The sequence below is a fragment of the Nonomuraea sp. NPDC050328 genome (assembly GCF_044459405.1).
Classification (GTDB): Bacteria; Actinomycetota; Actinomycetes; order Streptosporangiales; family Streptosporangiaceae; genus Nonomuraea.
This window is the reverse complement of record NZ_JBITIW010000002.1, coordinates 340,284-362,810: the sequence shown is the minus strand read 5'-3', so window position 1 is coordinate 362,810 and position 22,527 is coordinate 340,284. Positions and strand designations below refer to the sequence as shown.

General features: G+C 73.6%; 22 protein-coding genes. 7 read left to right on the top strand and 15 right to left on the bottom strand.

The annotated features are described in order from the left end of the window. Positions 1 to 15 precede the first annotated feature (15 nt). Both leuA and ddaH read right to left on the bottom strand, forming a co-directional pair. Complete coding sequence (leuA, locus tag ACIBG7_RS07810; RefSeq protein WP_397335569.1) at positions 16 to 1,698, bottom strand: 2-isopropylmalate synthase; 1,683 nt, start codon at positions 1,696 to 1,698, stop codon at positions 16 to 18. A gap of 194 nt (positions 1,699 to 1,892) precedes the next feature. Next, entirely contained in the window at positions 1,893 to 2,636 is a 744-nt protein-coding gene (gene ddaH / locus ACIBG7_RS07805) for a dimethylargininase (RefSeq protein WP_397335568.1), read from the bottom strand. A gap of 38 nt (positions 2,637 to 2,674) precedes the next feature. Between ddaH and ACIBG7_RS07800 the strand changes: the two genes are divergently transcribed. After that, positions 2,675 to 2,920, top strand: a complete 246-nt coding sequence (locus ACIBG7_RS07800; protein ID WP_357927289.1) for a DUF2630 family protein — start codon at positions 2,675 to 2,677, stop codon at positions 2,918 to 2,920. 54 nt (positions 2,921 to 2,974) lie between these two features. Next, on the top strand, positions 2,975 to 3,958 hold the full coding sequence (locus tag ACIBG7_RS07795; RefSeq protein WP_397335567.1) for a GNAT family N-acetyltransferase: 984 nt from the start codon (positions 2,975 to 2,977) through the stop codon (positions 3,956 to 3,958). On the opposite strand, the gene ACIBG7_RS07790 is transcribed toward ACIBG7_RS07795, so the two are convergent. Together ACIBG7_RS07790 and ACIBG7_RS07785 are read right to left on the bottom strand one after the other, a co-directional pair. Then, the gene (locus tag ACIBG7_RS07790) at positions 3,943 to 4,563 is read right to left on the bottom strand and encodes a hypothetical protein (RefSeq protein ID WP_397335566.1); all 621 of its coding nucleotides are present in this window, start codon (positions 4,561 to 4,563) and stop codon (positions 3,943 to 3,945) included. The two genes, ACIBG7_RS07795 and ACIBG7_RS07790, sit on opposite strands and share 16 nt — an antisense overlap. Before the next feature lie 38 nt (positions 4,564 to 4,601). Then, on the bottom strand, positions 4,602 to 7,982 hold the full coding sequence (locus ACIBG7_RS07785; protein WP_397335565.1) for a protein kinase: 3,381 nt from the start codon (positions 7,980 to 7,982) through the stop codon (positions 4,602 to 4,604). A gap of 38 nt (positions 7,983 to 8,020) precedes the next feature. Between ACIBG7_RS07785 and ACIBG7_RS07780 the strand changes: the two genes are divergently transcribed. The 3 genes from ACIBG7_RS07780 to ACIBG7_RS07770 all read left to right on the top strand — a co-directional run bounded on the left by ACIBG7_RS07780 (position 8,021) and on the right by ACIBG7_RS07770 (position 11,471). Beyond that, positions 8,021 to 10,519 carry a BTAD domain-containing putative transcriptional regulator gene (locus ACIBG7_RS07780; protein WP_397335564.1) on the top strand — a complete coding sequence of 833 codons (2,499 nt, stop codon included), beginning with the start codon at positions 8,021 to 8,023 and terminating at the stop codon, positions 10,517 to 10,519. 90 nt (positions 10,520 to 10,609) lie between these two features. Then, the gene (locus tag ACIBG7_RS07775) at positions 10,610 to 10,933 is read left to right on the top strand and encodes a hypothetical protein (protein ID WP_357927298.1); all 324 of its coding nucleotides are present in this window, start codon (positions 10,610 to 10,612) and stop codon (positions 10,931 to 10,933) included. A gap of 64 nt (positions 10,934 to 10,997) precedes the next feature. Further along, positions 10,998 to 11,471, top strand: a complete 474-nt coding sequence (locus tag ACIBG7_RS07770) for a hypothetical protein (RefSeq protein WP_357927300.1) — start codon at positions 10,998 to 11,000, stop codon at positions 11,469 to 11,471. Here the strand turns inward: ACIBG7_RS07770 and era are convergent. The 10 genes from era to ACIBG7_RS07720 form a co-directional block, all read right to left on the bottom strand. Next, positions 11,407 to 12,309, bottom strand: a complete 903-nt coding sequence (gene era / locus ACIBG7_RS07765) for a GTPase Era (RefSeq protein ID WP_397335563.1) — start codon at positions 12,307 to 12,309, stop codon at positions 11,407 to 11,409. The two genes, ACIBG7_RS07770 and era, sit on opposite strands and share 65 nt — an antisense overlap. After that, positions 12,310 to 12,780 (bottom strand): NUDIX domain-containing protein, encoded by a 471-nt coding sequence (locus ACIBG7_RS07760; protein ID WP_357927304.1) that lies wholly within the window; start codon positions 12,778 to 12,780, stop codon positions 12,310 to 12,312. 1 nt (position 12,781) lies between these two features. Next, a complete protein-coding gene (locus tag ACIBG7_RS07755) occupies positions 12,782 to 13,093 on the bottom strand; it encodes a cytidine deaminase (RefSeq protein ID WP_357927306.1) in 312 nt (103 codons plus the stop codon). Positions 13,094 to 13,104: 11 nt separating this feature from the next. Beyond that, positions 13,105 to 13,707, bottom strand: a complete 603-nt coding sequence (locus ACIBG7_RS07750; protein WP_357927308.1) for a hypothetical protein — start codon at positions 13,705 to 13,707, stop codon at positions 13,105 to 13,107. 286 nt (positions 13,708 to 13,993) lie between these two features. After that, a complete protein-coding gene (locus ACIBG7_RS07745) occupies positions 13,994 to 15,286 on the bottom strand; it encodes a hemolysin family protein (protein WP_357927310.1) in 1,293 nt (430 codons plus the stop codon). Beyond that, a complete protein-coding gene (ybeY, locus tag ACIBG7_RS07740) occupies positions 15,283 to 15,747 on the bottom strand; it encodes an rRNA maturation RNase YbeY (RefSeq protein WP_397335562.1) in 465 nt (154 codons plus the stop codon). Before ybeY ends, ACIBG7_RS07745 begins: the two co-directional genes overlap by 4 nt. Then, on the bottom strand, positions 15,744 to 16,805 hold the full coding sequence (locus tag ACIBG7_RS07735) for a PhoH family protein (RefSeq protein ID WP_357927313.1): 1,062 nt from the start codon (positions 16,803 to 16,805) through the stop codon (positions 15,744 to 15,746). The genes ybeY and ACIBG7_RS07735 overlap by 4 nt, the downstream gene beginning before the upstream one ends. A 90-nt stretch (positions 16,806 to 16,895) precedes the next feature. Further along, on the bottom strand, positions 16,896 to 17,240 hold the full coding sequence (locus tag ACIBG7_RS07730) for a histidine triad nucleotide-binding protein (protein WP_397335561.1): 345 nt from the start codon (positions 17,238 to 17,240) through the stop codon (positions 16,896 to 16,898). Positions 17,241 to 17,250: 10 nt separating this feature from the next. After that, positions 17,251 to 18,438: an extracellular solute-binding protein gene (locus tag ACIBG7_RS07725; RefSeq protein ID WP_357927317.1), complete on the bottom strand. Its 1,188-nt coding sequence runs from the start codon at positions 18,436 to 18,438 to the stop codon at positions 17,251 to 17,253. Beyond that, complete coding sequence (locus ACIBG7_RS07720) at positions 18,417 to 20,366, bottom strand: vWA domain-containing protein (protein ID WP_357927319.1); 1,950 nt, start codon at positions 20,364 to 20,366, stop codon at positions 18,417 to 18,419. The genes ACIBG7_RS07725 and ACIBG7_RS07720 overlap by 22 nt, the downstream gene beginning before the upstream one ends. Before the next feature lie 313 nt (positions 20,367 to 20,679). Between ACIBG7_RS07720 and ACIBG7_RS07715 the strand changes: the two genes are divergently transcribed. After that, the gene (locus ACIBG7_RS07715; protein WP_357927532.1) at positions 20,680 to 21,159 is read left to right on the top strand and encodes a SigE family RNA polymerase sigma factor; all 480 of its coding nucleotides are present in this window, start codon (positions 20,680 to 20,682) and stop codon (positions 21,157 to 21,159) included. Then, entirely contained in the window at positions 21,156 to 21,788 is a 633-nt protein-coding gene (locus ACIBG7_RS07710; RefSeq protein WP_357927321.1) for a hypothetical protein, read from the top strand. The genes ACIBG7_RS07715 and ACIBG7_RS07710 overlap by 4 nt, the downstream gene beginning before the upstream one ends. Positions 21,789 to 21,792: 4 nt before the next feature. Here ACIBG7_RS07710 and ACIBG7_RS07705 read toward each other — a convergent pair whose 3' ends face one another. Beyond that, positions 21,793 to 22,518 carry a 16S rRNA (uracil(1498)-N(3))-methyltransferase gene (locus ACIBG7_RS07705; RefSeq protein WP_397335560.1) on the bottom strand — a complete coding sequence of 242 codons (726 nt, stop codon included), beginning with the start codon at positions 22,516 to 22,518 and terminating at the stop codon, positions 21,793 to 21,795. Between the last annotated feature and the right edge of the window lie 9 nt (positions 22,519 to 22,527).

Sequence of the window (22,527 nt, the reverse complement as noted above, 5' to 3'; positions counted from 1 at the left end):
CCGGGCGGAAGGCGGTTACCGGGTGGCCCGGTTGACGGCCGAGATGATGGCTTTGAGCGAGGCCGTCGTGGTGTTGGCGTCGATGCCGACGCCCCACAGCACCTGCCCGCCGACCTCGCACTCCACGTAGGAGGCGGCCTTGGCGTCCGAGCCGGAGGTCAGCGCGTGCTCGACGTAGTCGAGGACCCGCACCTCCACGCCAACGGCGCCGAGCGCGTCCACGAAGGCCGAGATGGGCCCGTTGCCGGTGCCGCTGATCTCCCGGATCTCGGCGTCGAAGCGCACGTCGGCGCTGATCCGGTCCTTCTCGTCGACGGTCGACTCGTGCCGGTGCGCCATCAGGCCCAGCCGGCCCCAGCGGTTGGCCGGGTTGGGGAGGTACTCATCGGCGAAGACGTCCCACATCTGCGCGGGCGTGACCTCTCCGCCCTGGTCGTCGGTCTGGGCCTGCACGACCCGGGAGAACTCGATCTGCAGCCGCCGCGGCAGGTCGAGCTGGTGGTCGGCCTTCATGATGTAGGCCACGCCGCCCTTGCCGGACTGGCTGTTGACGCGGATGACCGCCTCGTAGCTGCGCCCGATGTCCTTCGGGTCGATCGGCAGGTACGGCACGGCCCAGGTGTAGTCGTCCACCGGCACCCCGGCCGCGGCCGCGTCGCGCTCCAGGTGCTCGAAGCCCTTCTTGATGGCGTCCTGGTGGGAGCCGGAGAAGGCGGTGTAGACCAGCTCCCCGCCCCACGGGTGGCGCGGGTGCACGGGGAGCTGGTTGCAGTACTCGGTGACGCGACGGATCTCGTCGATGTCACTGAAGTCGATCTCGGGGTCGACGCCCTGCGAGAACAGGTTCATGCCCAGGGTCACCAGGCAGACGTTTCCGGTGCGCTCGCCGTTGCCGAACAGGCAGCCCTCGATCCGGTCGGCGCCGGCCTGGTAGCCGAGCTCGGCGGCGGCGACGGCGGTGCCGCGGTCGTTGTGCGGGTGCAGCGACAGGATGATGGAGTCGCGGTGGGCCAGGTTCCGGTTCATCCACTCGATCTGGTCGGCGTAGATGTTGGGCGTGGCCATCTCGACGGTGGCGGGCAGGTTGATGATGACCTTGCGGTCGGGGGTGGGCTGCCAGACCTCGTTGACCGCGTTGCAGACCTCGACAGCGTAGTCGAGCTCGGTGCCGGTGAAGGACTCGGGCGAGTACTGGAAGTGGACGTCCACCTCGCTGGCCTCGGCGAGCTTCTTGACCAGCTTGGCGCCCTCGACGGCGATGGCGGTGATGCCCTCGCGGTCCTGGCCGAACACGACGCGGCGCTGCAGGGTCGAGGTGGAGTTGTACAGGTGCACGATGGCGCGGTGCACGCCGGTGAGCGACTCGAAGGTCCGCTCGATCAGCTCGGGGCGGGCCTGGGTCAGCACCTGGATGGTCACGTCCTCGGGGACGCGGCCCTCTTCAATGATCTTGCGGATGAAGTCGAAGTCGGTCTGGGAGGCGGCCGGGAAGCCGACCTCGATCTCCTTGTAGCCCATCCGGACCAGCAGCTCAAACATCTGCAGCTTGCGGTGGGAGTCCATCGGGTCGATCAGGGCCTGGTTGCCGTCGCGCAGGTCGACCGCGCACCACCGGGGGGCCTTGGTGACGACCTGGTCGGGCCAGGTGCGGTCGGCCAGCCGTACGGGCTGGAAGGGCTGGTAACGGTGGATGGGCATGCCACTGGGCTGCTGAGAAGTCATCGGGGTTCCTCGCCGGTTTCGTCAAGACGGAAAGCGGCCGACACGCGGAAGCGGCACCGCGGCGAGGGAGCCGGCCTCTTACAGGCCCCCGCCGCGGCGGCTAAGAAGAAGCAGCCCGCGCAGCATGTCAAGCACGCTACCAGACGTCTCGCGATGACCCGGCCCTGGTCTCACATGATGAGAACCGAAAGGCAGGTGACGCAGCCTTCCAGCTTCTCGAACTCGGAGATGTCCACCTTGACCGGCGAAAGCCCGCGCGCCTCCAGCAGGGCGGCGGTGCGGGGGGCGGAGGCGGCCATGAGCAGCCGCGTCCCGCCGAGCGGCACGACGTGCGAGCCGGCCTCCTCCGGCGGCACCAGCAGGCCGGGCAGGTCCACGAAGGCGGGGTCGCCGATGAGCGTGCCGTCAGGCAGGGCGGTGACCGCGGACTTGAGGTGCAGCACGCCGCGCAGCTCCACCGGCACCACGGTGTGGTCCGGCAGCGCGGCGGCCAGTTGCGCGATGCCCTCGTCGTTGCTGCGCGCCGAGCGCCCGACGTAGACGGTCTGGCCGACCTGCAGCACGTCGCCGCCGTCGAGCGTGCCCGGGGCCTCGATGCGCCGCACGTCGAGGCCGAGGTCCTGGACGGCACGCGCGGTGGAGTCCACCTCGGGCCGCCGCTCGGGCGCGCCGGGCCGGGTGAGGACGGCCCGCCGCCCGGCCACCACGAGCGTGTCCTCGACGAAGGGGGCGTCCGGCAGCTCGTCGGCGGCCTCCAGGTGGACCGCGCGCCAGCCGTTGTCCTCCAGCGCGGCCACGTAGGCGGCGTGCTGCGCGAGCGCCAGAACGGGGTCCACCGGAGTGCGTTCGAGGTGGGTGACGAGGCCGTCGGCCAGCCGCGGTCCGGGCTTTCTTACCAGCGCGATACCAGACATAGGGCGTGTTCTATCACGCGGTGGCTAGAGTCAGGATCATGCAGGACAACGAGATTCTGGGCCGGATCAAGGATCTGGTGGCGGAGGAGCACGAGCTGCGCTCCCGGTTGCAGGACCGCTCGATCGGCTCCGACGAGGAGAACGCGCGCATGCGGGAGGTCGAGGTCGCGCTCGACCAGTGCTGGGATCTGCTGCGCCAGCGCCGGGCCCGGCGCGAGTTCGGCGAGGACCCCGACGCCTCCGGCGTGCGCCCGCCCGGCGAGGTGGAGAACTACCAGCAGTAGGGGCGCCGGAAAACCCGTGGCGCCCGCCTCTCCGCGTCGGTTTGGCTGGGCGGCATGGAACTGCACCGCATCGATCTCGACCGGCCGGGTCACCTGCTCGACGGCTACTACGCGGCCTACGTGGCCGGCGACGACGAGCGCCCCGAGCCGCCCCGATCCCGGCCGAGGTTCGCGTGGATGATCACCCGGGGCTGGGCCGGCTACCCGCACGAGGCCTGGGCCGCGGTGGCGGACGGCGAGGTGGTCGGCGGCTACGCGCTGGAGTTCCCGGAGGACGAGAACCCGCACCTGGCCGAGCTGCTCGCGCTGACCGTGCATCCGGCGCACCGCCGCCGGGGCGTGGGCCGCGCGCTGATCGCGCACGTCCATGAGCGGGCCCGGGCCAACGGCCGCGGCGCGGTGCTGACGTGGGCCCGGGCGGAGGGCGCCACGGCGGGGTTCGCCAAGGCGCTCGGCTTCGACCAGACCTACGCCTCGGTGCGCCGCCTGCTCGACCTGCGCACGGCCGGCTGGGACCGCTACCGGGAGCTGGCCGCCGTGCGGGTGCCCGGCTACGAGCTGGAGTACTGGGACGGCCCGGCGCGCGGCGCGCGGCTGGACGACCTGACCGCCCTGATGCAGGGCATGAACGACGCCCCGCAGGCCGAGGGGGTGGACAAACCCGACTGGGGGCGGGAGCGGGTGGCCTTCGCCGAGGAGGCGCTGGGCCCGTGCCGCCAGCGGTCGCTGGTCGTGGTCGCGCGCCGCCTGGCCGACGGCGTCCCGGCCGGCTTCACCCGCATCTACGTGGACGAGGACGGCGAACCGGCCTGGGGGCTGCAGGCCGACACGACCGTGCTGCGCGAGCATCGGGGCCGGCGGCTGGGCGTGCTGCTCAAGGCGGCCAACCTGGTGCGCCTGCGCCGCGACGCCCCCTCGGTGGAGCGCCTGGTCACCTGGAACGCGGCGAGCAACGCGCCCATGGTGGCGGTCAACGACGAGCTGGGCTACCGGCCCCTCGACGCGTGGGGCCAGTGGACGGCTCAGTCGGCGACGTAGGTGAGGAACGAGACGTGGTAGCCGCGCGCCTTGGTGCCGCGCACGTGCATCCCGACCGAGCCGCCCTCGTAGTACCAGTGGCACACGTAGCCCTTGGGCTCCTTCGAGCAGCCCATGAACTGGTGGGGCGTCGAGTTCGGGTCGTACTTGACCTTGAACTGCTGCTTCACCGCCCCGGTCGAGGCCACTTCCAGCGCCGCGTGCCGGTCGCCGCGCTGGTAGGCGCCGTAGAGCCACTTGGCCGCGGCCGAGGGCTTGGTGAGATGGCGCGAGGTGTACACGCGGGTCACCTTCGAGCCGGAGACGATCATGCGGATGCCGTTCAGCCCGCCCGGCACGGTGACGCTGGTGTGCCGGAAGTCGCAGACGCCACCCGTGCAGTGCGGCCCGGTGTCGGGGGCACGGAACGTGTAGGCGAACAGCGTCTTGACCGCGGCCGGCGAGGCGAGCGCGGCCGCGGCGGCCGGGTCGTCGGCCAGCCAGGCCTTGAAGAGCTGCCCGGCGACCTTGGCGGGCTTGGGCGGGGCCGCGGCGGCGGCCTGGGAGTGCAGCAGGAGGGCGGCGCAGGCCGTGGCGGCGACGCCGAGCAGGAACTTCGAGCGCATGTGCCGACGGTAGGTTCGAGGGCTTGCAGGCCGATTTCTCAGCGGTTGCACTCCGTGATCGGCGCCGTGCCGGGGTCCAGCGCCGTCCACTCGGCCTCGGTCAGCGGCTTGGTGAGCCGCGCGCAGACCGCCGCCGCCACCCGGGCCGGTTCCAGCGGGAAGCTCCGGACGATCCCGCCGGGCACCGCGCCGGCCAGCGAGGAGCCGGCGAAGGCCAGCGAGGCGCCGCTCTGCGCGCCGATCTCGGTGCCGCCGTCGAAGAGCACGCCGAGCGAGCGCCGCCCGGCCACCTCCCACAGCCGGACGCGGTCGCCCCGCTCGTAGGAGGCCAGCAGCCGGCCGTCCGGCGACCAGCGGACGAACTCGGTGATCCCGGCGGCGGGGAGGTCTCCGGCGGGTCCGCTCAGATCGCCCTTCCACAACCGGATCCGCTCGTCCCCGGCGAAGGCCACCAGGCTGCCGTCGGGGCTGAACGCGGCTGGCCCGGACAACGCGCCGAGGCCGGCGGGCGCGGGCAGCAGGCGGCCGGTGGCCGGGTCGAACGGCGTGGGCGGGTTCCCGGCCAGCGCGAGCCGCCCGTCGGGGCGTACGGCCAGCGGTTCGGCCAGCGGTTCGGCCAGCGGTTCGGCCAGGCCGACGGGCACAACCCGCGGGCCGGCGCGAAGCTCCAGGCGTTCGGGCTGGAAGGTGTCCACCAGCAGCCCGCCCGGGACGAAGGCCAGCTCGTCCACGCCTTCGGCGCCGTGGCTGAAGGAGTGCAGGACCTGGCCGGACGAGGTGTCGAGCACCCGCACCCCGGCCTGCCCGCCCACGGCCAGGCGGCTGCCGGTGGGGTCGAAGGCGAGTTCCGCCCGGTAGCCGCCGAGTTCCACGGCGGGGCCGATGCGGCGGGCCGTACCGGCGTGCCAGAGCTGGGCCCGGCCGCCGGCGAAGGTGGCCAGCAGCCGCCCGCCCGGCCCCAGCACGGCCGAGCTCCCGGCGACGGCGGTGCGCGGCTCGTCGAACAGGTGGGCCAGGTCGAGCGTGGTGACCTCGCCGTCGAGGGCGAACAGCCGCAGCACGCGCCCGGTCTCGTCGAATCGGACCAGGTCGAGGTCGTCGGCGACCTTGCGGCGCACGACCGCGGTCCCGTCGTCGGTGCGCAGCACGATCAAGTCGCCCAGCAGGCTCCAGATCGCCAGGTACCGGTCGCCGAACCCGAAGGCCACCTGCAGCCCGGCGGCCGGCGCGACGGTGGCGGAGACCTCCTCTCCCGAGGGCCAGCGACGCAGCCGGACGACGCGCTCCTGCGTGCTGTCGCCCGGCTCGACCAGGGCCAGCAGGCCGCCGCCCGCGCTGAACGCGGCGTCGTCGGACTCGGTCTTGGCGGTCAGCCACGAGCGCTCCAGCCGCCGCCGCGGCCCCGTCTCCCACAGCTCCACCGGCCCCGCCTTGCCGCCCGAGCGCACCACGCCGTACGCGGCGTCGGGGCTCAGGGCGTCGTACGGCACGCCGTCCGGGCTCAGCAGCCGGGTGCGGGTAGCGAGGTCCCACCAGGCGACCGCCCACTCCCCCGACGGCACCGCCAGCCGCCGCCCGGTGGCGTCGAATTCCAGCAGCCCGATGTGCGGCAGGCTGATCGGGCTGTCCAGCTCCACCCCGGTGGGCCGCGCGGAGGCCACGTCCCACAGCCGCACCCGCCGGGCGTCCTGGAGGGCGAGGGTGCGCCCGTCCGGGCTGAGCGCGGCCTTGACCGCCTCGCCGACCCCGGTGATCAGGCCGGTCCTGCGGCGCTCGCGCACGTCCCACAGCGCGGCCCGGCCGCCCGCCACCGCGACCAGCGTGCGGCCGTCGCGGCTGAGCGCGTACGTGGTGCCCGGCGCCGCCTCCGGTTCGGCGAAGACGTCGAGCAGCGGCTGGGCCAGCGAGCTGTTGAGCGCCTCGCGGGTCTCCGCCAGGTCCGGCGCGAGCCGCCAGCCGGCCACGCTGAGCGCCATGGCCGCCCGCGGGTCGCTCTGCCGCAGGTCGGCGGCGCGCAGGGCGAGCGACCTGGCGGTGGCCTCGTCCCGCTGCCGGTCGGCGACGCCGCGCCGGTACTCGGCCAGCCCCAGCCCGCCCAGCGCGGCGACCAGCAGCACGCCGAGCGCGCCGGCGAGCAGGCCGCGGCGGCGCGAGGCGCTGCGTTCCCGCCGGGTGGCGGCGGCCAGGAAGTCGCTCTCCAGCTCGGTGAGCGTCACGTCCTTTCGTTCGGTGGCCGCCCAGCGCAGGGTGCGGTCGAGGACGCTGCCGTGCAGCAGGTCGGCCGGCCGGCGGGCGTGCTCCTGCCACGAGCGGGCCGCCTCGGTCAGCCGCCGGTGGACCGGCAGCCCGTCCCGGTTGGCCGCCACCCAGCCGCGCAGCCGGGGCCAGGCCCGCACCAGCGCCGGGCCCGCCAGCGCGTAGCCGTCCGCGCTCTCGCTCACCAGCCCGGCGGCCACGTACCCGGCCAGCAGGCCCGCCTCACCGACCTCGTCGTACGGCGTGCGGCGCGGCTCGCCCTCGCCGTCCACCAGCCGCAGGAAGACCTCCGGCGCCCGCGCCCGCTCGGCCTCGGTGAGCTCCTCGAACAGCTCCTCGGCGACCGTGCCCAGGTCGGGACCGCCCTGCCCGGTGAGGTCGGCCGCGGCCTCGCCACCGGCGGCCAGCGGGTCGGCCACCTCGCCCAGCAGCGCCAGCAGCAGGTCGCGGGCGGAGGGCCGGTGGGCGGGCTCACGCTCCAGCGCCCGGCGCACCGGGTCCCGGAGCGCCTCCGGCAGCGCGCCGAGCTCCGGCCGGAAGCCGAGCGCGCCCAGCGCCCCCTCGACCGCGTCGCGCCCGGTCGCGGCGAAGAGCACCACCAGGCCCCACGCCCACACGTCCGCCGCCGGCCCGGCCGCCCGTCCGGCCAGCACCTCCGGCGCCATGTACGTCGGCGTGCCGAGCACCGGCCCGCTCGTGGTCGGCCCGGCCTGCCTGGCCACCCCGAAGTCGATCACGCGGGGGCCGTCCGGGCCGAGGATGATGTTGTCCGGCTTGAGGTCGCGGTGCACGATGCCCGCCTGGTGGATCGCCGCCAGCGCCGCCGCCACCCCGGCCGCCAGCCGGTGCGGGCCCTCGCCGTCGAGCCGGCCCACCTCGCGCAGGCTCGGGCCCGGCACGAACTCGCTCACGATGTACGGCACCGCGAGATCGACCTCGATGACGCGTGCCGTACAGAAGGCGGCGACCTGCTGCGCCGCCGCGGCCTCGCGCGCCAGCCGGTCACGCGCCGCCGGGTCGCCCGCGCGCGGCACCTTGATCGCCACGCGTTCGCCGGCCTCGCCGTAGGCCTCGTAGACCACGCCCTGGCCGCCGGCGCCCAGCCGGCCCGCCAGGGCGTAGCGGCCCAGCCGCTGTGGGTCGGAAGCAGTCAAGGGAGCCATCGGCTGTGCCATCCTAGGGCCCTATGGACTTCCGGATCATGGGTTCACTGGAAGTGAGCGACGGCGGTCAGGACCTGACCCCCACCGCGCCCAAACATCGTGATCTGCTGACGATGTTCCTGCTCAACGCCCGGCGTCCGCTGACCGTGCCGCAGTTGCGGCGGCTGCTGTGGCCGCACGAGGACGGCGAGCGCTCCGACTCCCTGGTCCGCGGCTACGTCGGCCAGCTCAGGCAGGTGCTCGGCAAGGACGTGATCACCACCGTCTCCGGCACCTACACCTTGGCCATCGCCCCCGCCCAGCTCGACGTCAACCGCTTCCGCGACCTGGTCGAGCGGGGCGAGTACGGCCCGGCGCTGGCGTTGTGGCGCGGCCAGGCGCTGGAGGACGTCGACCCGCGGGCCGAGCGGTGGACCCAGACCCGGCGGCTGCGCGAGGAACTGGCCGAGCTGCGGCTGCTGGCGCTGGAGCGGCGGCTGGAGGCCGAGTTGAACGCCGGGCGGCACCGGGAGGCCCTGGCCGAGCTGCGCGGCCTGGTCGAGCGGCACCCGCTGGCCCAGCGCCTGCACGGCCTGCTCCTGCTGGCGCTCTACCGCAGCGGGCGGCGGGCCGAGGCGCTGGAGTGCTACGGGCGGCTGCGCGCCGAACTGGACGCCGCGCACGCCATCGAGCCCGACCCCGATCTGCAACTCCTGCACCACCGGATGTTGCACGACGACGTCTCGCTGCACGTGGCGGCCGGGCCGCCGCTGCTGCTGCCGCCGGACGTCACGCCGTTCACCGGCCGGGCCGCCCTGCTCGACGAGGTGGTCGGCCCGCAGGTCACCGTCGTGCACGGGCCGGCGGGCGTGGGCAAGTCGGCGCTGGCCGTGCACGCCGCCTGGCGGGCCAGGACCGGCTTCCCGGACGGCATCCTCTACGCCGACCTGCGCGAGACGCCGCCGGGCGCGGTGCTGGAGGACTTCCTGCGCTGGCTCGGCTGCCCGGCCCGGGCGGTGCCGGCCGCGGCCGACCGGCGCGAGCGGCTGCTGCGGACGTACGCGGCCAACCGGCGGGTGCTGGTGGTGCTCGACAACGTCACCGCCGAGGCACAGGTCCGGCCGCTGCTGACCGCCGCGCCGACGGTGGTGACCAGCCGGTCCACGCTCGCCGGGCTCACCGGGGCGCGGCGGGTGGCCGTGGGGCTGCTGGAGCCGGACGAGGCCACGGCCCTGCTGAGCGACCTGGCCGGGGAGCGCGGGCCGTACGACGAGCTGGTGGCCTGCTGCGGCGGCCTGCCACTGGCGTTGCGGGTGGCCGGGGCGCGGCTGGCCGCGCGGCCGGGGTGGAGCGCGGCGCACCTGGCCGGGCTGCTGGCCGACGAGCGCGGCCGGCTCGACGGGCTGCACGCCGGGGACCTGGAGGTCCGCAGCGTGCTCGCGCTCGGCTACGAGGGGCTGGCCGAGCCCGCGCGGGCCGCGCTGTGCCGGCTGGGCGCACTGTCGGCGCCCGACTTCGGCGAGTGGCTGGTCGGCTCCGCGCACGCCGAGCCGCTGGCCGACGCCGGGCTGCTCGACCCGCACGGCGTGGACGTGGCGGGCCAGCCGCGCTACCGGCTGCACCCGCTGACCCGGCTGTTCGCCCGCGAGCGGCTCGACGCGATCCCGCAGGTGCTGGCGGAGCTGGCCGAGGAGGTCATGGCGCGGGTGGGCATCGCCCGGTTCACGCTGGTCTCCGGGGATCCGGCCACGATCCTGGCCACCCGCGACATCCGCGAGTCGGTGCAGTGGCTGCTGGCCGAGCACGGCTTCCTGGTGGCCTTCACCGCCGACCTGGGCCGGGCCGGGCTCGACGAGGCCTGCCACCGGCTGGCCCACCTGCTGACGCCGTTCCTCGACCGGCACCGGCTGCTGGCCGACTGGCGGCAGGTGGCCACGGCCGGGCTGGAGGCGGCTCGCCGTACCGGACAGCCGCGGGCCGAGGCCCTGGCCGAGCGCGATCTGGGCGACCTGCTGCTGGCCGAGGAGCGCTGGGAGGAGGCGCACGAGGTGCTGCGCCGCGCGCTCGGGCTGGCGCTGCGCGCCGGGGCCGACACCGTGCCCGTGCGCCGCCGGCTCGGCCAGGCGCACCTGGCCCTCGGGCACCTGGCCGAGGCCGAGCGCAGCCTGGGCCGCTGCCTGGAGGCGGCCGGCCGCCCGCACGAGCAGGCCCTCACCCTGCTCGCCCTGGGCAGCACGCTGCGCCTGGCCGGCCGCGCGGGCGAGGCCGTGGCCCGGCTCACCGAGGCCGCCGCCGGGCTGGCCGAGCTGGGCGAACGCCACCGGCACGCCGACGCGCTGCTCGAACTGGCCGAGGCGGAGCTGGACCGCGGCGAGCCGGCCGCCGCCCGGCAGGCCGCCCAGCAGGCACGGAACCTCGCCACCCGGCTCGGCGACCGGCTGCTCGGCGCCCGCGCCCTCCAGGCCCTCGCCCGCGTCAACCGGGCGGAAGGCGACGCCGAACAGGCCCGCGAGCTGGACGAACAGGCCCACGCCTGGCTGGCCGCGGCCGGGGCCTGACGCGGACTCAACAAGACCTCAACACGCCCCGGCCTACTTTCCTCCTGTCGCCGGGAACCGCCCCGGAGCATCCGACCAAGGAGGACCACCATGAACACCTTCGCCAAGCTCGGCTCCGTGCTCGCCGCCGGTGCCCTCTCCCTCGGCGCCCTGGCCGCCGCCACCCCCGCCGCGCAGGCCGCTCAGCCGGCGCAGGCCGCTCAGGCCGCCAACTGCGTGCGCGTGGACCACTGGACCGGCCGCGTCTCCCAGACCGTCAAGGTGACCAACAACTGCACCTACCGCATCTCGTTCCAGGTCAAGCGGGTCGGCCCGGACAGCCCGTGCTTCCTGGTGAACGGGAACGGCTACGGGCGCACCTACCAGTGGGCCCGCTACGCCAACTTCCAGGGCATCCGCTGGAACTGCGCCTGACCGCAACGGCCGGCTCTCCCCCGGCGCGAGTGCCAACCGGGGGAAAGCCTCCTACAGTGAAGGCATGGCCTCACCACGAACCTCCGCCTTCGCCGTCGCGCTCGCCGGCGGCCTGCTGGTTCTGAGCACGACCACGCCGTGGATGGCGGTCGAGGCGGGCGTCGGCCTGTTCCGCGGCGGCCTGTCCGCCACCACGCGCGGCCTGGAAGACCCGCTGGGCCTCTACACGCTCCTCGCCGGACTGGCCGCGGCGGCGCTGGGCGTCGCCGGGCTGCTCACCCGGCGGCGCTGGCTCACCGCCCTGGCCGCCCTGCCCGGCGCGGGAGCCACCGCCCTGGTGGTGTCCTACGTCGCCGGGCGCAGCGACGTGGGGCTCGACCTCGGCTACATCACGGTCGGCTCGGTGCTCAGGCCCGGCTGGTACGGCGCGCTCGGCTGCGCGCTGGCCGTGGTGCTCTTCGCCGTGCTGGCGATCAGTCGTAGAAGCCGAGCCGGCGCAACTGCTTCGGATCGCGCTGCCAGTCCTTCGCCACACTGATCCGCAGGTCGAGGTAGACCCGGCTGCCGAGCAGCGCCTCGATCTGCTTGCGCGCGCGGGTGCCGACGTCGCGCAGCCGCTCGCCCTTGTGCCCGATGATGATCGCCTTCTGCGAGGGCCGCTCGACGAACAGATGGGCGTAGATGTCGAGCAGGTCGTCGCGGCCCTCGCGCGGGAGCATCTCGTCGACGACGACCGCGATGGAGTGGGGCAGCTCGTCGCGCACGCCCTCCAGCGCCGCCTCGCGGATCAGCTCGCCGACCAGCACCTGCTCGGGCTCGTCGGTGAGCTGCCCGCCCTCGTACAGCGGCGGCGACTCCGGCAGGTGCTCGATCAGCACATCGGCCACGATGTCGAGCTGCTCGCCCGACTCGGCCGAGACCGGCACGATCGCCGCGAACTCGCCGAGCTCGGAGACGGCCAGCAACTGCTCGGCGATCTGCTCGCGGGAGGCGAGGTCGGTCTTGGTCACGATGGCCACGATCGGCGTCTTGCGCACCGCGGCCAGCTTGTCGGCGATGAACCGGTCACCCTTGCCGATCTTCTCGTTGGCCGGCACGCAGAACCCGATCACGTCCACCTCGGTGAGCGTGGAGAGCACGAGGCTGTCGAGCCGCTCGCCGAGCAGCGTGCGCGGCCGGTGCAGGCCGGGGGTGTCCACGATGACCAGTTGCGCGTCCGGCCGGTGCACGATGCCTCTAATGGCCCGCCGCGTGGTCTGGGGCTTGCTGGAGGTGATCGCCACCTTCTGCCCGACCAGGGCGTTCATCAGCGTGGACTTGCCGACGTTGGGCCGTCCGACGAAGCACGCGAATCCGGCGTGATGTTCTGTGGTCACTTAGTGATTGTCCCACCAGGCGAAGGCCGCGGGCAGCACTCGGGGCGCCCAGGCGGGCATCTCGAGCCCCGACGCCTCCTCCTCGCCGACCCATCTGACCTCGGTGATCTCTTCCATGTCGGGCGTCGGCGTGCCGCCCACGACGGCCAGCGCGTAGACCGCGTTGACGTAGGCGCACTCGTGCCCGTTGGGGTAGACGGTGCGGAACTCGGGGCCGCCGAAGACGCCGATCAGCCCCCGCACCTCGACCTCGAGGCCGACCTCCTCGGCCAGTTCGCGCACGATGGCCTCCTCGGGCACCTCGTCGGGGTCGACGCCGCCGCCGGGCGGGGCCCAGAAGCCGAGGTCCTCGTGCCGGGCCACCAGCAGCCTGCCGTAGGAGTCGAAGACCATGCCGGTGACCGCGGGCAGGAGCAGCAGGCGGGAGCCGACCTCGGCGCGCAGCTCGGCCAGGTAGGGGGACATCGCCATGTCAGGACCGCAGCGTCCCGTCGGGGCCGGCGACCAGCAGGACGCCGCCCAGCTCGCGCACGAGTTCCTCGTCGCCGGCGCCGGGGCCCTCGCCCGCGGTGACCAGGGCCGCGGCCTCCAGGGAACGCGCGCCGCTGGAGACCGCGGTGGCCACCGCGACCTGCAACGCCGACAGCTTCAGCGCGGCCAGCGCGACGTCGGTGCCGCTGTAGGTGCGCCCGGTCTCGTCGCGTACGGCGGCGCCCTCCACGGACTCGTTGCGGGCGCGGGCCGAGCGGGCCAAAACGATGAGCTTGTTGTCTTCTGGGTCCACGAGAGCCCAGGTTACTTGAGGAACGAGCGCGCCAGTTGCTGGGTGCGCCGGCCGTCCACCGCGGCCAGCCCGGTGTGCACCAGCGAGATGACGGTGTCGCCGGTGCGCACCAGCAGCACGTTCATGGCGTACGGGTAGCCGTTGAGCCGTCCCTTGGCCTGCCCGCCCACCACGTCGTCGCCCACCGACTCCACGTCGAGCCGGCGCAACGTCAGCGTGGTGCCGCCGCGCGCGGTCAGGCTCGTGCACTCGTTCAGCGACTTGCCCAGGTCGCGCAGGTGCCAGTCGGCCTCCTCACCGGTGTAGGAGGCCATGCCGACCGCGACCGTCTCGCCGAGCAGGTCGCCCTCGTAGCTGACCGCGGCCTGGGCGCGGATGCCGCGCGGCGGCGCGTGGCCGGCGGCGGCCTGCAGGACCGCCCGGCAGGGCCGGCTGGGCACGGCGAAGGGCGGCGACCAGGCCGGGCGGGCCCTGGCCGAGAAACCGTCGGGCAACGCCGGGCTGCGGTTGAGGATCTCGCGCAGCCGCCGTAGCTCCTGGCGCACCTCACCGTCGGCGTTCTGGGCCCCCTCGCCGCCGCATCCCGTCATCAGCAGGGCGCAGCAGGCGATCACTATCCAAGATCCCCGATTCACGATCAAGCATGTGCCCAGGCCACGAAAGAGGCAATCCACGGGAGTCGCCAATAAACGCTTAAGGGTGCCCTCGCCAGGCGAGAGCACCCTTAACCGTCGAGCAACTCGCGTTGCTCTCCCCCCTGGGATCCTCCTCGCGACCGCGAACCCCTCCCGGTGTCCGGACGATCCCCCAGACACCCACCGCACAGGGTGTCTGAGGAAGAGACTGCCGGAGGAAGCTTGCAATCCACTTGTAGAACGCTTGATGCCGAAAAATCCAGGACTAGTCCTGGTCGGCGGTAGCTTGCAGGGGCTCGTCGGATTCGTCGGTCTTGACGCGGCGGGCCAGCACGGTGCTGATCCGGTTGCGCCGGCCGGCGAGGCTCTCGGCGGTCAGCCGCAGCCCGGCCACCTCCGCCTCCGACCCGGCGATCGGGACCCGGCCCAGCGCGTGCGCCAGCAGGCCGCCGACCGTCTCGACGTCGTCCACCTCGATCTCGGTGTCGAACAGCTCGGCCAGCTCGTAGATCGGCATGCGGGCGGTCACCCGCAGGGCGCCGTCCGGCTGCTCCTCCACCCGGGGAGCCTCCTGGTCGTACTCGTCGGTGATCTCGCCGACGATCTCCTCCAGGATGTCCTCGATGGTGACCAGGCCGGCCGTCCCGCCGTACTCGTCGATCACGATGGCCAGGTGGATCTGCCGCGCCTGCATCTCGCGCAGCAGCTCGTCGATCGGCTTGCTCTCCGGCACGTAGCTGGCGGTGCGCATGATCGTGTCGACCCGCTCGGCGCCCGAGCGCAGCTCGGAGATGCGCCGGGCCACGTCCTTGAGGTAGGCGATGCCGATGACGTCGTCCTCGTTCTCGCCCACCACCGGGACGCGCGAGAAGCCGCTGCGCAGCGCCAGCGACAGCGTCTGGTCGAGCGTCTTGCCCCGCTCGATGAAGACCATGTCGGTGCGCGGCACCATGACCTCGCGCACGAGCGTGTCACCCAGCTCGAAGACCGAGTGGATCATCTCGCGCTCGTCCGGCTCGATCACCCGGCGCTCCTCGGCGAGGTCCACCAGGTCGCGCAGCTCGGCCTCGGAGGTGAACGGGCCCTCCTTGAAGCCCTTGCCGGGGGTGAGCGCGTTGCCGACCAGGATCAGCAGCGACGGCAGCGGGCCGAAGACCTTCGTCAGCACGTAGACGACCGGCGCGCTGGCCAGCGCGATCGGCTCGGCGTGCTGGCGGCCCAGGGTGCGGGGCGAGACGCCCACGATGACGTAGCTCACCACCACCATGACCGCGGCGGCGGTCACGTACGCCCAGCCCTGGTCGCCCATCAGGTCGATGAAGAGCGCCGCGGCGATCACCGTGGCGACCAGCTCGCAGCTCAGCCGGAGCAGCAGCAGCAGGTTGAGGTAGCGCGGCGGGTCCGTCACGATCGCCTGCAGGCGCTTGGCGCCCGGCCGGCCCTCGCGCACGAACTCCTCCGCGCGCACCCGGGAGATGCGCGACAGTGCGGTCTCCGCACTGGCGATCAGGCCGCCGCACACCACGAGCACGACGGCCAGGAGCAACCAGCCGTTCACCGGTCGCGCCACTCCTCCAGGAGCTTGGCCTGCAGGCCGAACATCTCCTTGTGCTCCTCCGGCTCGGCGTGGTCGTAGCCGAGCAGGTGGAGGATGCCGTGCGTGAGCAGCAGGTCGAGCTCGTCCTGCGTGCTGTGCCCGGCCTCGGCGGCCTGCTGCTCGGCGACCGTGGGGCAGAGCACCACGTCGCCGAGCAGCGCCGGGTCGACCGGGCCCTCGCCGTCGCCGCGGGCGCCGCCGCCCGGGCGCAGCTCGTCCATCGGGAAGGAGAGCACGTCGGTGGGGCCGGGCTCGCCCATCCACTTCTCGTGCAGCTCGGCCATGTGGTCCTCGTCCACCACGATGAGCGACAACTCCGCCAGCGGGTTGACGTCCATCGCGGCCAGCACGTGACCGGCCAGCGCGATCATGCGCTGCTCGTCCACCTCGACGCCGGACTCGTTGTTGACCTCGATGCTCATGACCGCTCCCCCGTGCGCGTGCCGTACCGGCTGCGCCCCTGCTGCTTGACCGCCGCCAGCTCCTTCTGCCGCTCGGCGTCGTAGCGCCCGTAGGCGTCGACGATGTCGCCGACCAGCCGGTGGCGCACCACGTCCTCGCTGGACAGCCGCGCGAAGTGGATGTCGCGGATGTCGCTGAGGATGCCCTGGACGACGCGCAGGCCGCTCTCCACCCCGGAGGGCAGGTCGACCTGGGTGACGTCACCGGTCACCACGATCTTGGAGCCGAAGCCCAGCCGGGTCAGGAACATCTTCATCTGCTCGGGCGAGGTGTTCTGGGCCTCGTCGAGGATGATGAAGGCGTCGTTGAGCGTGCGCCCGCGCATGTACGCCAGCGGCGCGACCTCGATCGTGCCCGCCGCCATGAGCTTCGGGATCGTCTCGGGGTCGAGCATGTCGTGCAGCGCGTCGTAGAGCGGGCGCAGGTAGGGGTCGATCTTCTCGTAGAGGGTGCCGGGCAGGAAGCCCAGCCGCTCACCCGCCTCGACCGCCGGCCGGGTCAGGATGATGCGGTTGACCTTCTTGTCCTGCAGGGCGCTGACCGCCTTGGCCATGGCCAGGTAGGTCTTGCCGGTGCCGGCGGGGCCGATGCCGAAGACGACCGTGTGCTTGTCGATCGCGTCGACGTAGCGCTTCTGGTTGGCCGTCTTGGGCCGGATGGTGCGGCCGCGGGAGGACAGGATGTTGAGGGACAGCACCTCGGCCGGCCGCTCGGAGGTCATCTTGAGCATGGCGATGCTGCGCTCGACGCCGTCGGGGGTCAGTTCGCCCCCGGTGCGCAGCACCTCGACCAGCTCCTCGAACAGGCGCACGACGGCGCCGCTCTCCTCCGGGCTGCCGGTGATGGTGATCTCGTTGCCCCGGACGTGGATGTCGGCGCGGAAGGCGCCCTCGATGACGCGCAGCAACTCGTCCCTGGAGCCCAGGAGGCTGACCATCGAGTGTTCGTCCGGAATCAGCACCTTCGCCTGAGTGCGAGTCGGCGGGGCTGGTCTGCGGGATTCGTGTGGCTCGGACATGGGCAGGCCGTACGGCCTGGTGCCTCCTGGTCTGGAGTGGTACTCGTCAACCCCATGCTATCCGGGACCTGCGGAAAGGTCTCGGGGGTTTTAGCCCGGCGGCCAGGTGAGATCCCGCCCGCCCAGAACGTGGGCGTGGACGTGGAAGACCGTCTGGCCGGCGCCGGGGCCGGTGTTGAAGACCATCCGGTAGCCGCCCTCGGCCACGCCTTCCTGCTCGGCGACGGCGTGGGCCGCCTTGAGCACCTCGTCGGCCAGGCCGCTGTCGGCCTCGGCCAGCGCGGCGGCGGTGGCGTGGTGCTCCTTGGGAATCACCAGCACGTGCGTGGGGGCCTGCGGGTTGATGTCGCGGAAGGCCAGCGCCCGGTCGTTCTCGTAGACGACCTCGGCCGGGATCTCCTTGGCGACGATCTTGCAGAAGAGACAGTCCGTCACGGCGTTCACCCTATCCGCAGGCCTCCCCGCCGGTCATCCGCCCCGCCCGCGCACCGGCCAGCACGTCGGCCATCCCTTCCGGCTCCTTCTCGCGTACGGCCAGCGTCAGGCAGCGCCGGTAGGCCTCGCCGTACTCGGGGTAGTGCTCCAGCTTGGGCCGCTCGGCCCGCTCGAGCTGGCCCTTGACCAGCTCGGCGAAGGCCGACAGCCGCTCCCGGTCGGGCGGGTCGGCGGCGTCGGCGGGCCGGGGCAGGTCGCAGGGCCGCACGTCGGTGTAGGCGGCGGCGACCACCGGCGGGTAGCCGCCGCAGGCGAAGAGCCGGCGCTGGACCTCCGGCGACAGCAGGTACTCGATGAAGGCCCGTGCCTCCTGGGCCTTGCCGGACCCGGCCGCGACCGCCAGGTTGGTGCCGCCGAGCGCCGGGGTGCCGGGCAGCGCGGAGACCTCGAAGGGCACGCCCTGGGCGCGCAGCCGGTGGTAGGCGTAGGGCCAGTGCCGCAGGTAGCCGGTCCTGCCCTGGGCGAAGGCGGCCAGGGACTCGCCCTCCCGCCAGGACCACGAGCCGCCGAACTGCTCGTTGTCGTCGGCGGTGCGCGCGGCGGCCAGGTCTCCGGCCAGCTCCAGCAGGTTGACCGTGCCGCCCTCGTAGTCGGCGAGCTGGGCGGCCAGAGTCTCACCGGTGGCCCACAGCTCCGCCCACGACCGGGGCTCCGGCAGGTCGGGGCGGCGGTAGAGGAGCCCGACGTCGGCGGCGAACGGCACGCCGTACTGGATGCGGTCCCAGGAGCCGCCTTCGGCCAGGTCGCCGACCAGGCCGGTCAGCTTCCCTGGGTAGGGGTCCAGCAGCCCGGCGGCGGCGAACTCGGCGGTCGCCGCCACGTCGAGGGCGTAGACGTCGTAGCCGGGGCACCGGGAGGCGCCGTCGGCCCGCAGCTCGGCGGTCATCAGGTCGGCGACCTCGGAAACCTCCGTGACCTGCACTTCGGCGCCTCGGTAGGCGGCGATGACGGTCCGCCAGATGTCGTCCGCCGAGACGTCGGGGGCCATGGCCACGCGCACGGCGGCCGGCCGCGGGCACTCCTCGCGGTGCCCGAGCTTCCAGGCCACGGCCGGCACGAAGCCGAGCACCAGCAGGGTCGCGGCGAACCACACCAGCGGCGCGATCGCCATCCCGCTCACGGTCCGGCGGTCAGCCATAGCTTGATCAGCTCCTCGTGGACCACGTCGGCGGGGTCGTCGGACGGGGCGATCCGGTGGCAGGCGTCGCCCTCCTGCAGCAGGCGCTCGCGCAGCTCGCCGCAGTCGCCGCCGCCGGTGAGCAGGGCCAGCACGGTGAAGTCGCGCCGCGGCGACGGCTCCGGCGGCAGCGCGCCCGCGCCACCGCCGTCGGTGAGCAGCACCAGGATGCGCTCGCGCCCGCTGTCGGCCAGCCGCCGGGCCGCCTGGTCGAGCGCCCGGTCCAGGCGCAGGTCGCTGCCGGTGGTCCGGACCCGCTCGACCGCCTGGTCGAGCTCGCGGAAGGTGTCGCCGGGCAGCCGCGCGCCGGGGGCGGCGGCGGAGAAGGTCAGCACCGCCGCCTCGTCACGCCCCTCCTGCAGCCGGCCGAGCAGGTCGCGGGCGGCGCTCTTGGCGAGCTCCAGCGCGCTGCGTCCCAGCGCGTCCTGGTCGGCCATGGAGCCGGAGGCGTCCAGCGCGATGGCGAACGAGGTGCGGGGGTGGGCGCGGGCGATGCGGTCCTGGAGCGCACGGACGTTGACCTCGCCCGGCGCGACCACGTCGGCCACCGGGGTGGAGACCGAGCGGAAGCCGCCGTCGGCGCGGCGCAGGCGGTGCTCGTCCTCCAGGCGGTCGCCGGCCGCCGCCAGCCAGGCCGCTAGGTCTTCCGTCCAGCGTTCGCGCTCGTAGGACTGCTGGGCCCGCCAGCGCAGGTGGACCAGGTCGTAGGCGAGCACCGGCAGGCTCGGCGGGTAGAACGAGCTGACCGCGGCGCCCGGCTCGGGCTCGCCGCACTCGGGCATCCGCGCGAAGGTGAGCGCCAGGTGCTCCGGGACCACCATCGCCAGCGCCGGATCCTCGCCGTCGGCCAGCTCCTGCCGCGCGTGGCAGAGCAGGTCCACGGCGTCGGAGAGCGGCACCCCGGCCGGGGACAGGCCGAGCTCGGCGTTGATGTCGTTGAGGTTGCCCGCGTCGCCGTTGGGGTCCTTGCCGATCTCGGCCGGCGGGTAGAGCGCGTCGGTGGCGACCAGGCCGCTCTCCGACAGGTCGCCGCGCGGGCGGGCGAGCCGGCCGCCGAGCAGCGAGCGCAGCCGCTCCAGCGACTCGCGCTTGTCGGTCTGCGTCAGGCCCTCGGCGACCTTGGGGGTGACCGCGACGACCAGGGGCGAGGTGGCGATGGTACCGAGATTGGCCGCGCTCAGCAGGGTCTCCCGGTCGGCGACCAGCTCGGCGAGGTGCTCGGCGTGCGCGGTCACGATCAGGTCGGGGTGGACGGCGACCAGCGGGCGGTGCACGCCTTCCGCGCCGGGCTCGTCGATCCAGCCGTCCTGGGCGGCCCTGGTCAGCTCGGCCGGGGCGGGCGCGCGCTCGACGGCCACCCGGACCCGCGCGCAGCCCGACGAGCCGGCGCGCTCGCGCTCGTAGCGCGCGGCCAGGTCGGTCAGCGCCGCCCACTGCTCCACCGGTACGGCCAGCCGTACCTGCACCGGGTGCCCGCACGTGCCCAGGTCGGCCCGCTCGGCCCACCGGACGAAGGCCCAGCCCCCGGTCACCGCGGCGGCGACCAGCACGAGCCGGAGGACGACGCGCCACCCGCGCTCGTCCCGCCGCCCGCCGGCCAGCCGGTAGAGGAAGGCGGCGACGGCCGCCTGCCGGGCCCGCAGCCGCGCCAGCCGGACGCCGACCCGGCCCTGCGGGGCCCGCGACATCCGCCACGCCGCCACCAGCACGGCCAGCGCGTAGCCGCCGGCGACGACCACGTTGGGCAGCAGGGGCGGGAGGACCGGCGCCAGGTTCAGCAGGCTGGCCAGGCCCTCCAGGACGACGGCGAGCCCGGTGAGGGACTCCGCCGCCGGCTTCAGGCAGGAGCGGAAGGGCGGCGTCTTCCGCCCGGGAGGGGGATCGGGCATAGTCTCACCTGGGTCCGACCCTATGCCGACCATGCCGTTGTGAATTGGTAATCCATCGTTTCGTGCGTTGGAAGATCCCCACGGTTAGGGTGAGTGTGCGACACTTCACCCGATAAATTCGACAGATTCAGGGTCGGGCGAGGCCACCTGGCGAGGACACGACTGGGTCATGCACCCCAAGGAACCGGGAAACCCTCCAGAACCGGAAGAGCGTAAACCCACTGGGAAGGCCGCGCGTCCCACTGATGTGACCACCGAAACCTTGCTGGCCGACAGGTCGCTCGGGGCGGTGCAAGTCGGGTGGGACGCCGACATGGCCGTGACCGCGCTCTACAGCGCGCACTTTCGGTCATTGGTGCGTCTCGCTGTGTTGCTCGTACGCGACATAGCGACCGCGGAGGAAGTCGTGCAGGACGCGTTCGTCGCCCTGCACGGGGCCTGGCGCCGGCTCCGCGACCCCGACAAAGCACTGGCCTATCTGCGACAATCCGTTGTCAACCGGTCCCGTTCCGTGCTGCGTCACCGCGCGGTCGTCGAGAAGTACGCACCCAAGGGCATGCCGGACGCCCCGAGCGCCGAGAACGGCGCCATCGGCGAGTTAGAACGCTCCGCCGTCATCGAGGCCCTGCGCTCCCTGCCGACCCGACAGAGAGAGGCCCTCGTCCTTCGCTACTACGGAGACCTGTCAGAGGCTGAGATCGCCCATGCGATGGGCATCAGCAAGGGCGCGGTCAAGAGCCACACCGCACGTGGCATGGCCGCCTTGCGTTCCGTCCTGGAGAGCATCACATGACTTCCCAGCGCCCCGACGATCACGGCGACCTGCTGCGCCGTGTGCTTCGTGCGGAGGCGGACCAGGTCGTGCCGTCTCCGGAAGGACTCGAGATCATCCGTGCCCGCATCTCGCGGCGCGGTGTCCGGAACCTGTTCTGGTGGCGGGCGAGTGCGGGCGTCGCGAGCGCGCTGCTCGTGGCGGGCACGGTCGTGATGGTCGTCCCCGAATGGCGCAACACGGTCATCACCAACGTCGTCGACAACGGCGGCACCCCCATCGGACCGGCCGAGCCGTCGTCCTCCTCCACCTCGCGCAGCAAGCCGCCGGAGCAGTCCCCGCAGGACCCGCCGGCCGTGCCCAACCCGGGCACGCCCACCGCGCGCCAGCCTCAGCAGCAGCCCAAGTCCCAGCGCGCCGAGTCCACCAGCCAGCCCTCGACCTCCCCCTCGCCCACGCCGACCGAGTGCCCCACGCCGGCGCCGGAGGAGAGCGACTGCCCCGAGGAGAGCCCGTCGCCCTCGCCCTCCGAGACCACGTCCGTCGAACCGGACGGCGCCTGCCCGGGCGAGGAGTGCCCGCCGGAGGAGAGCCCGGCCGACCCCGCGCCGACGATCGAGTACAGCCCGCTGGCCGAGCCGACCGGCTGAGCCGTCACCACCTGCCGGTGCGCGCGAGCAGGACCGAGGCCGCGGCGACGCCGGCCGTGGAGGTCCGCAACACCGTCGGCCCCAGCAGAGCCGGTACGGCTGCCGCGAACCGGTCGAGTTCCTCGTCCGCGATGCCGCCCTCCGGGCCGACCACGAGCACGATGTCGCCCTCGGCCGGCAGGTCGATCCGCGAGAGCCGTACCTCCGCCGCCTCGTGCAGCACGACGCCGAGCGCGGCGTTGGCGAGCAGCTCGGCCACCTGGGCGGTGCTCGCCTGCTCGGTCACCTCGGGCAGGTGGAAGCGCCTGGCCTGCTTGCCGGCCTCGCGGGCGGTGGCCCGCCACCGGGCCAGGGACTTGGCGGCGCGCTCGCCCTTCCACTGCGTGATGCTGCGCTTGGCCGCCCACGGGACGATCACGTCGACGCCGGCCTCGGTCATCATCTCGACGGCCAGCTCGCCGCGCTCGCCCTTGGGCAGGCCCTGGACGACGATCAGGCGGGGGGCGGGCGGCGGCAGCTCGTAGCTGCGCAGCACCTCCAGGCGCAGGGCGTCCTTGAGCTGCTCGGTGACCACGCACTCGGCGACGGCGCCCCGGCCGTCGGTCAGGTCGACCCGCTCGGGCGGGCGCAGCCGCCGTACCGTCGCCGCGTGGCGGCCCTCGGGGCCGCCCAGCACGATCTCGCTCTTGCCGAACTCCAGCCGGTCGGCCAGGAACACCGGGACGCTCACGTCACCATC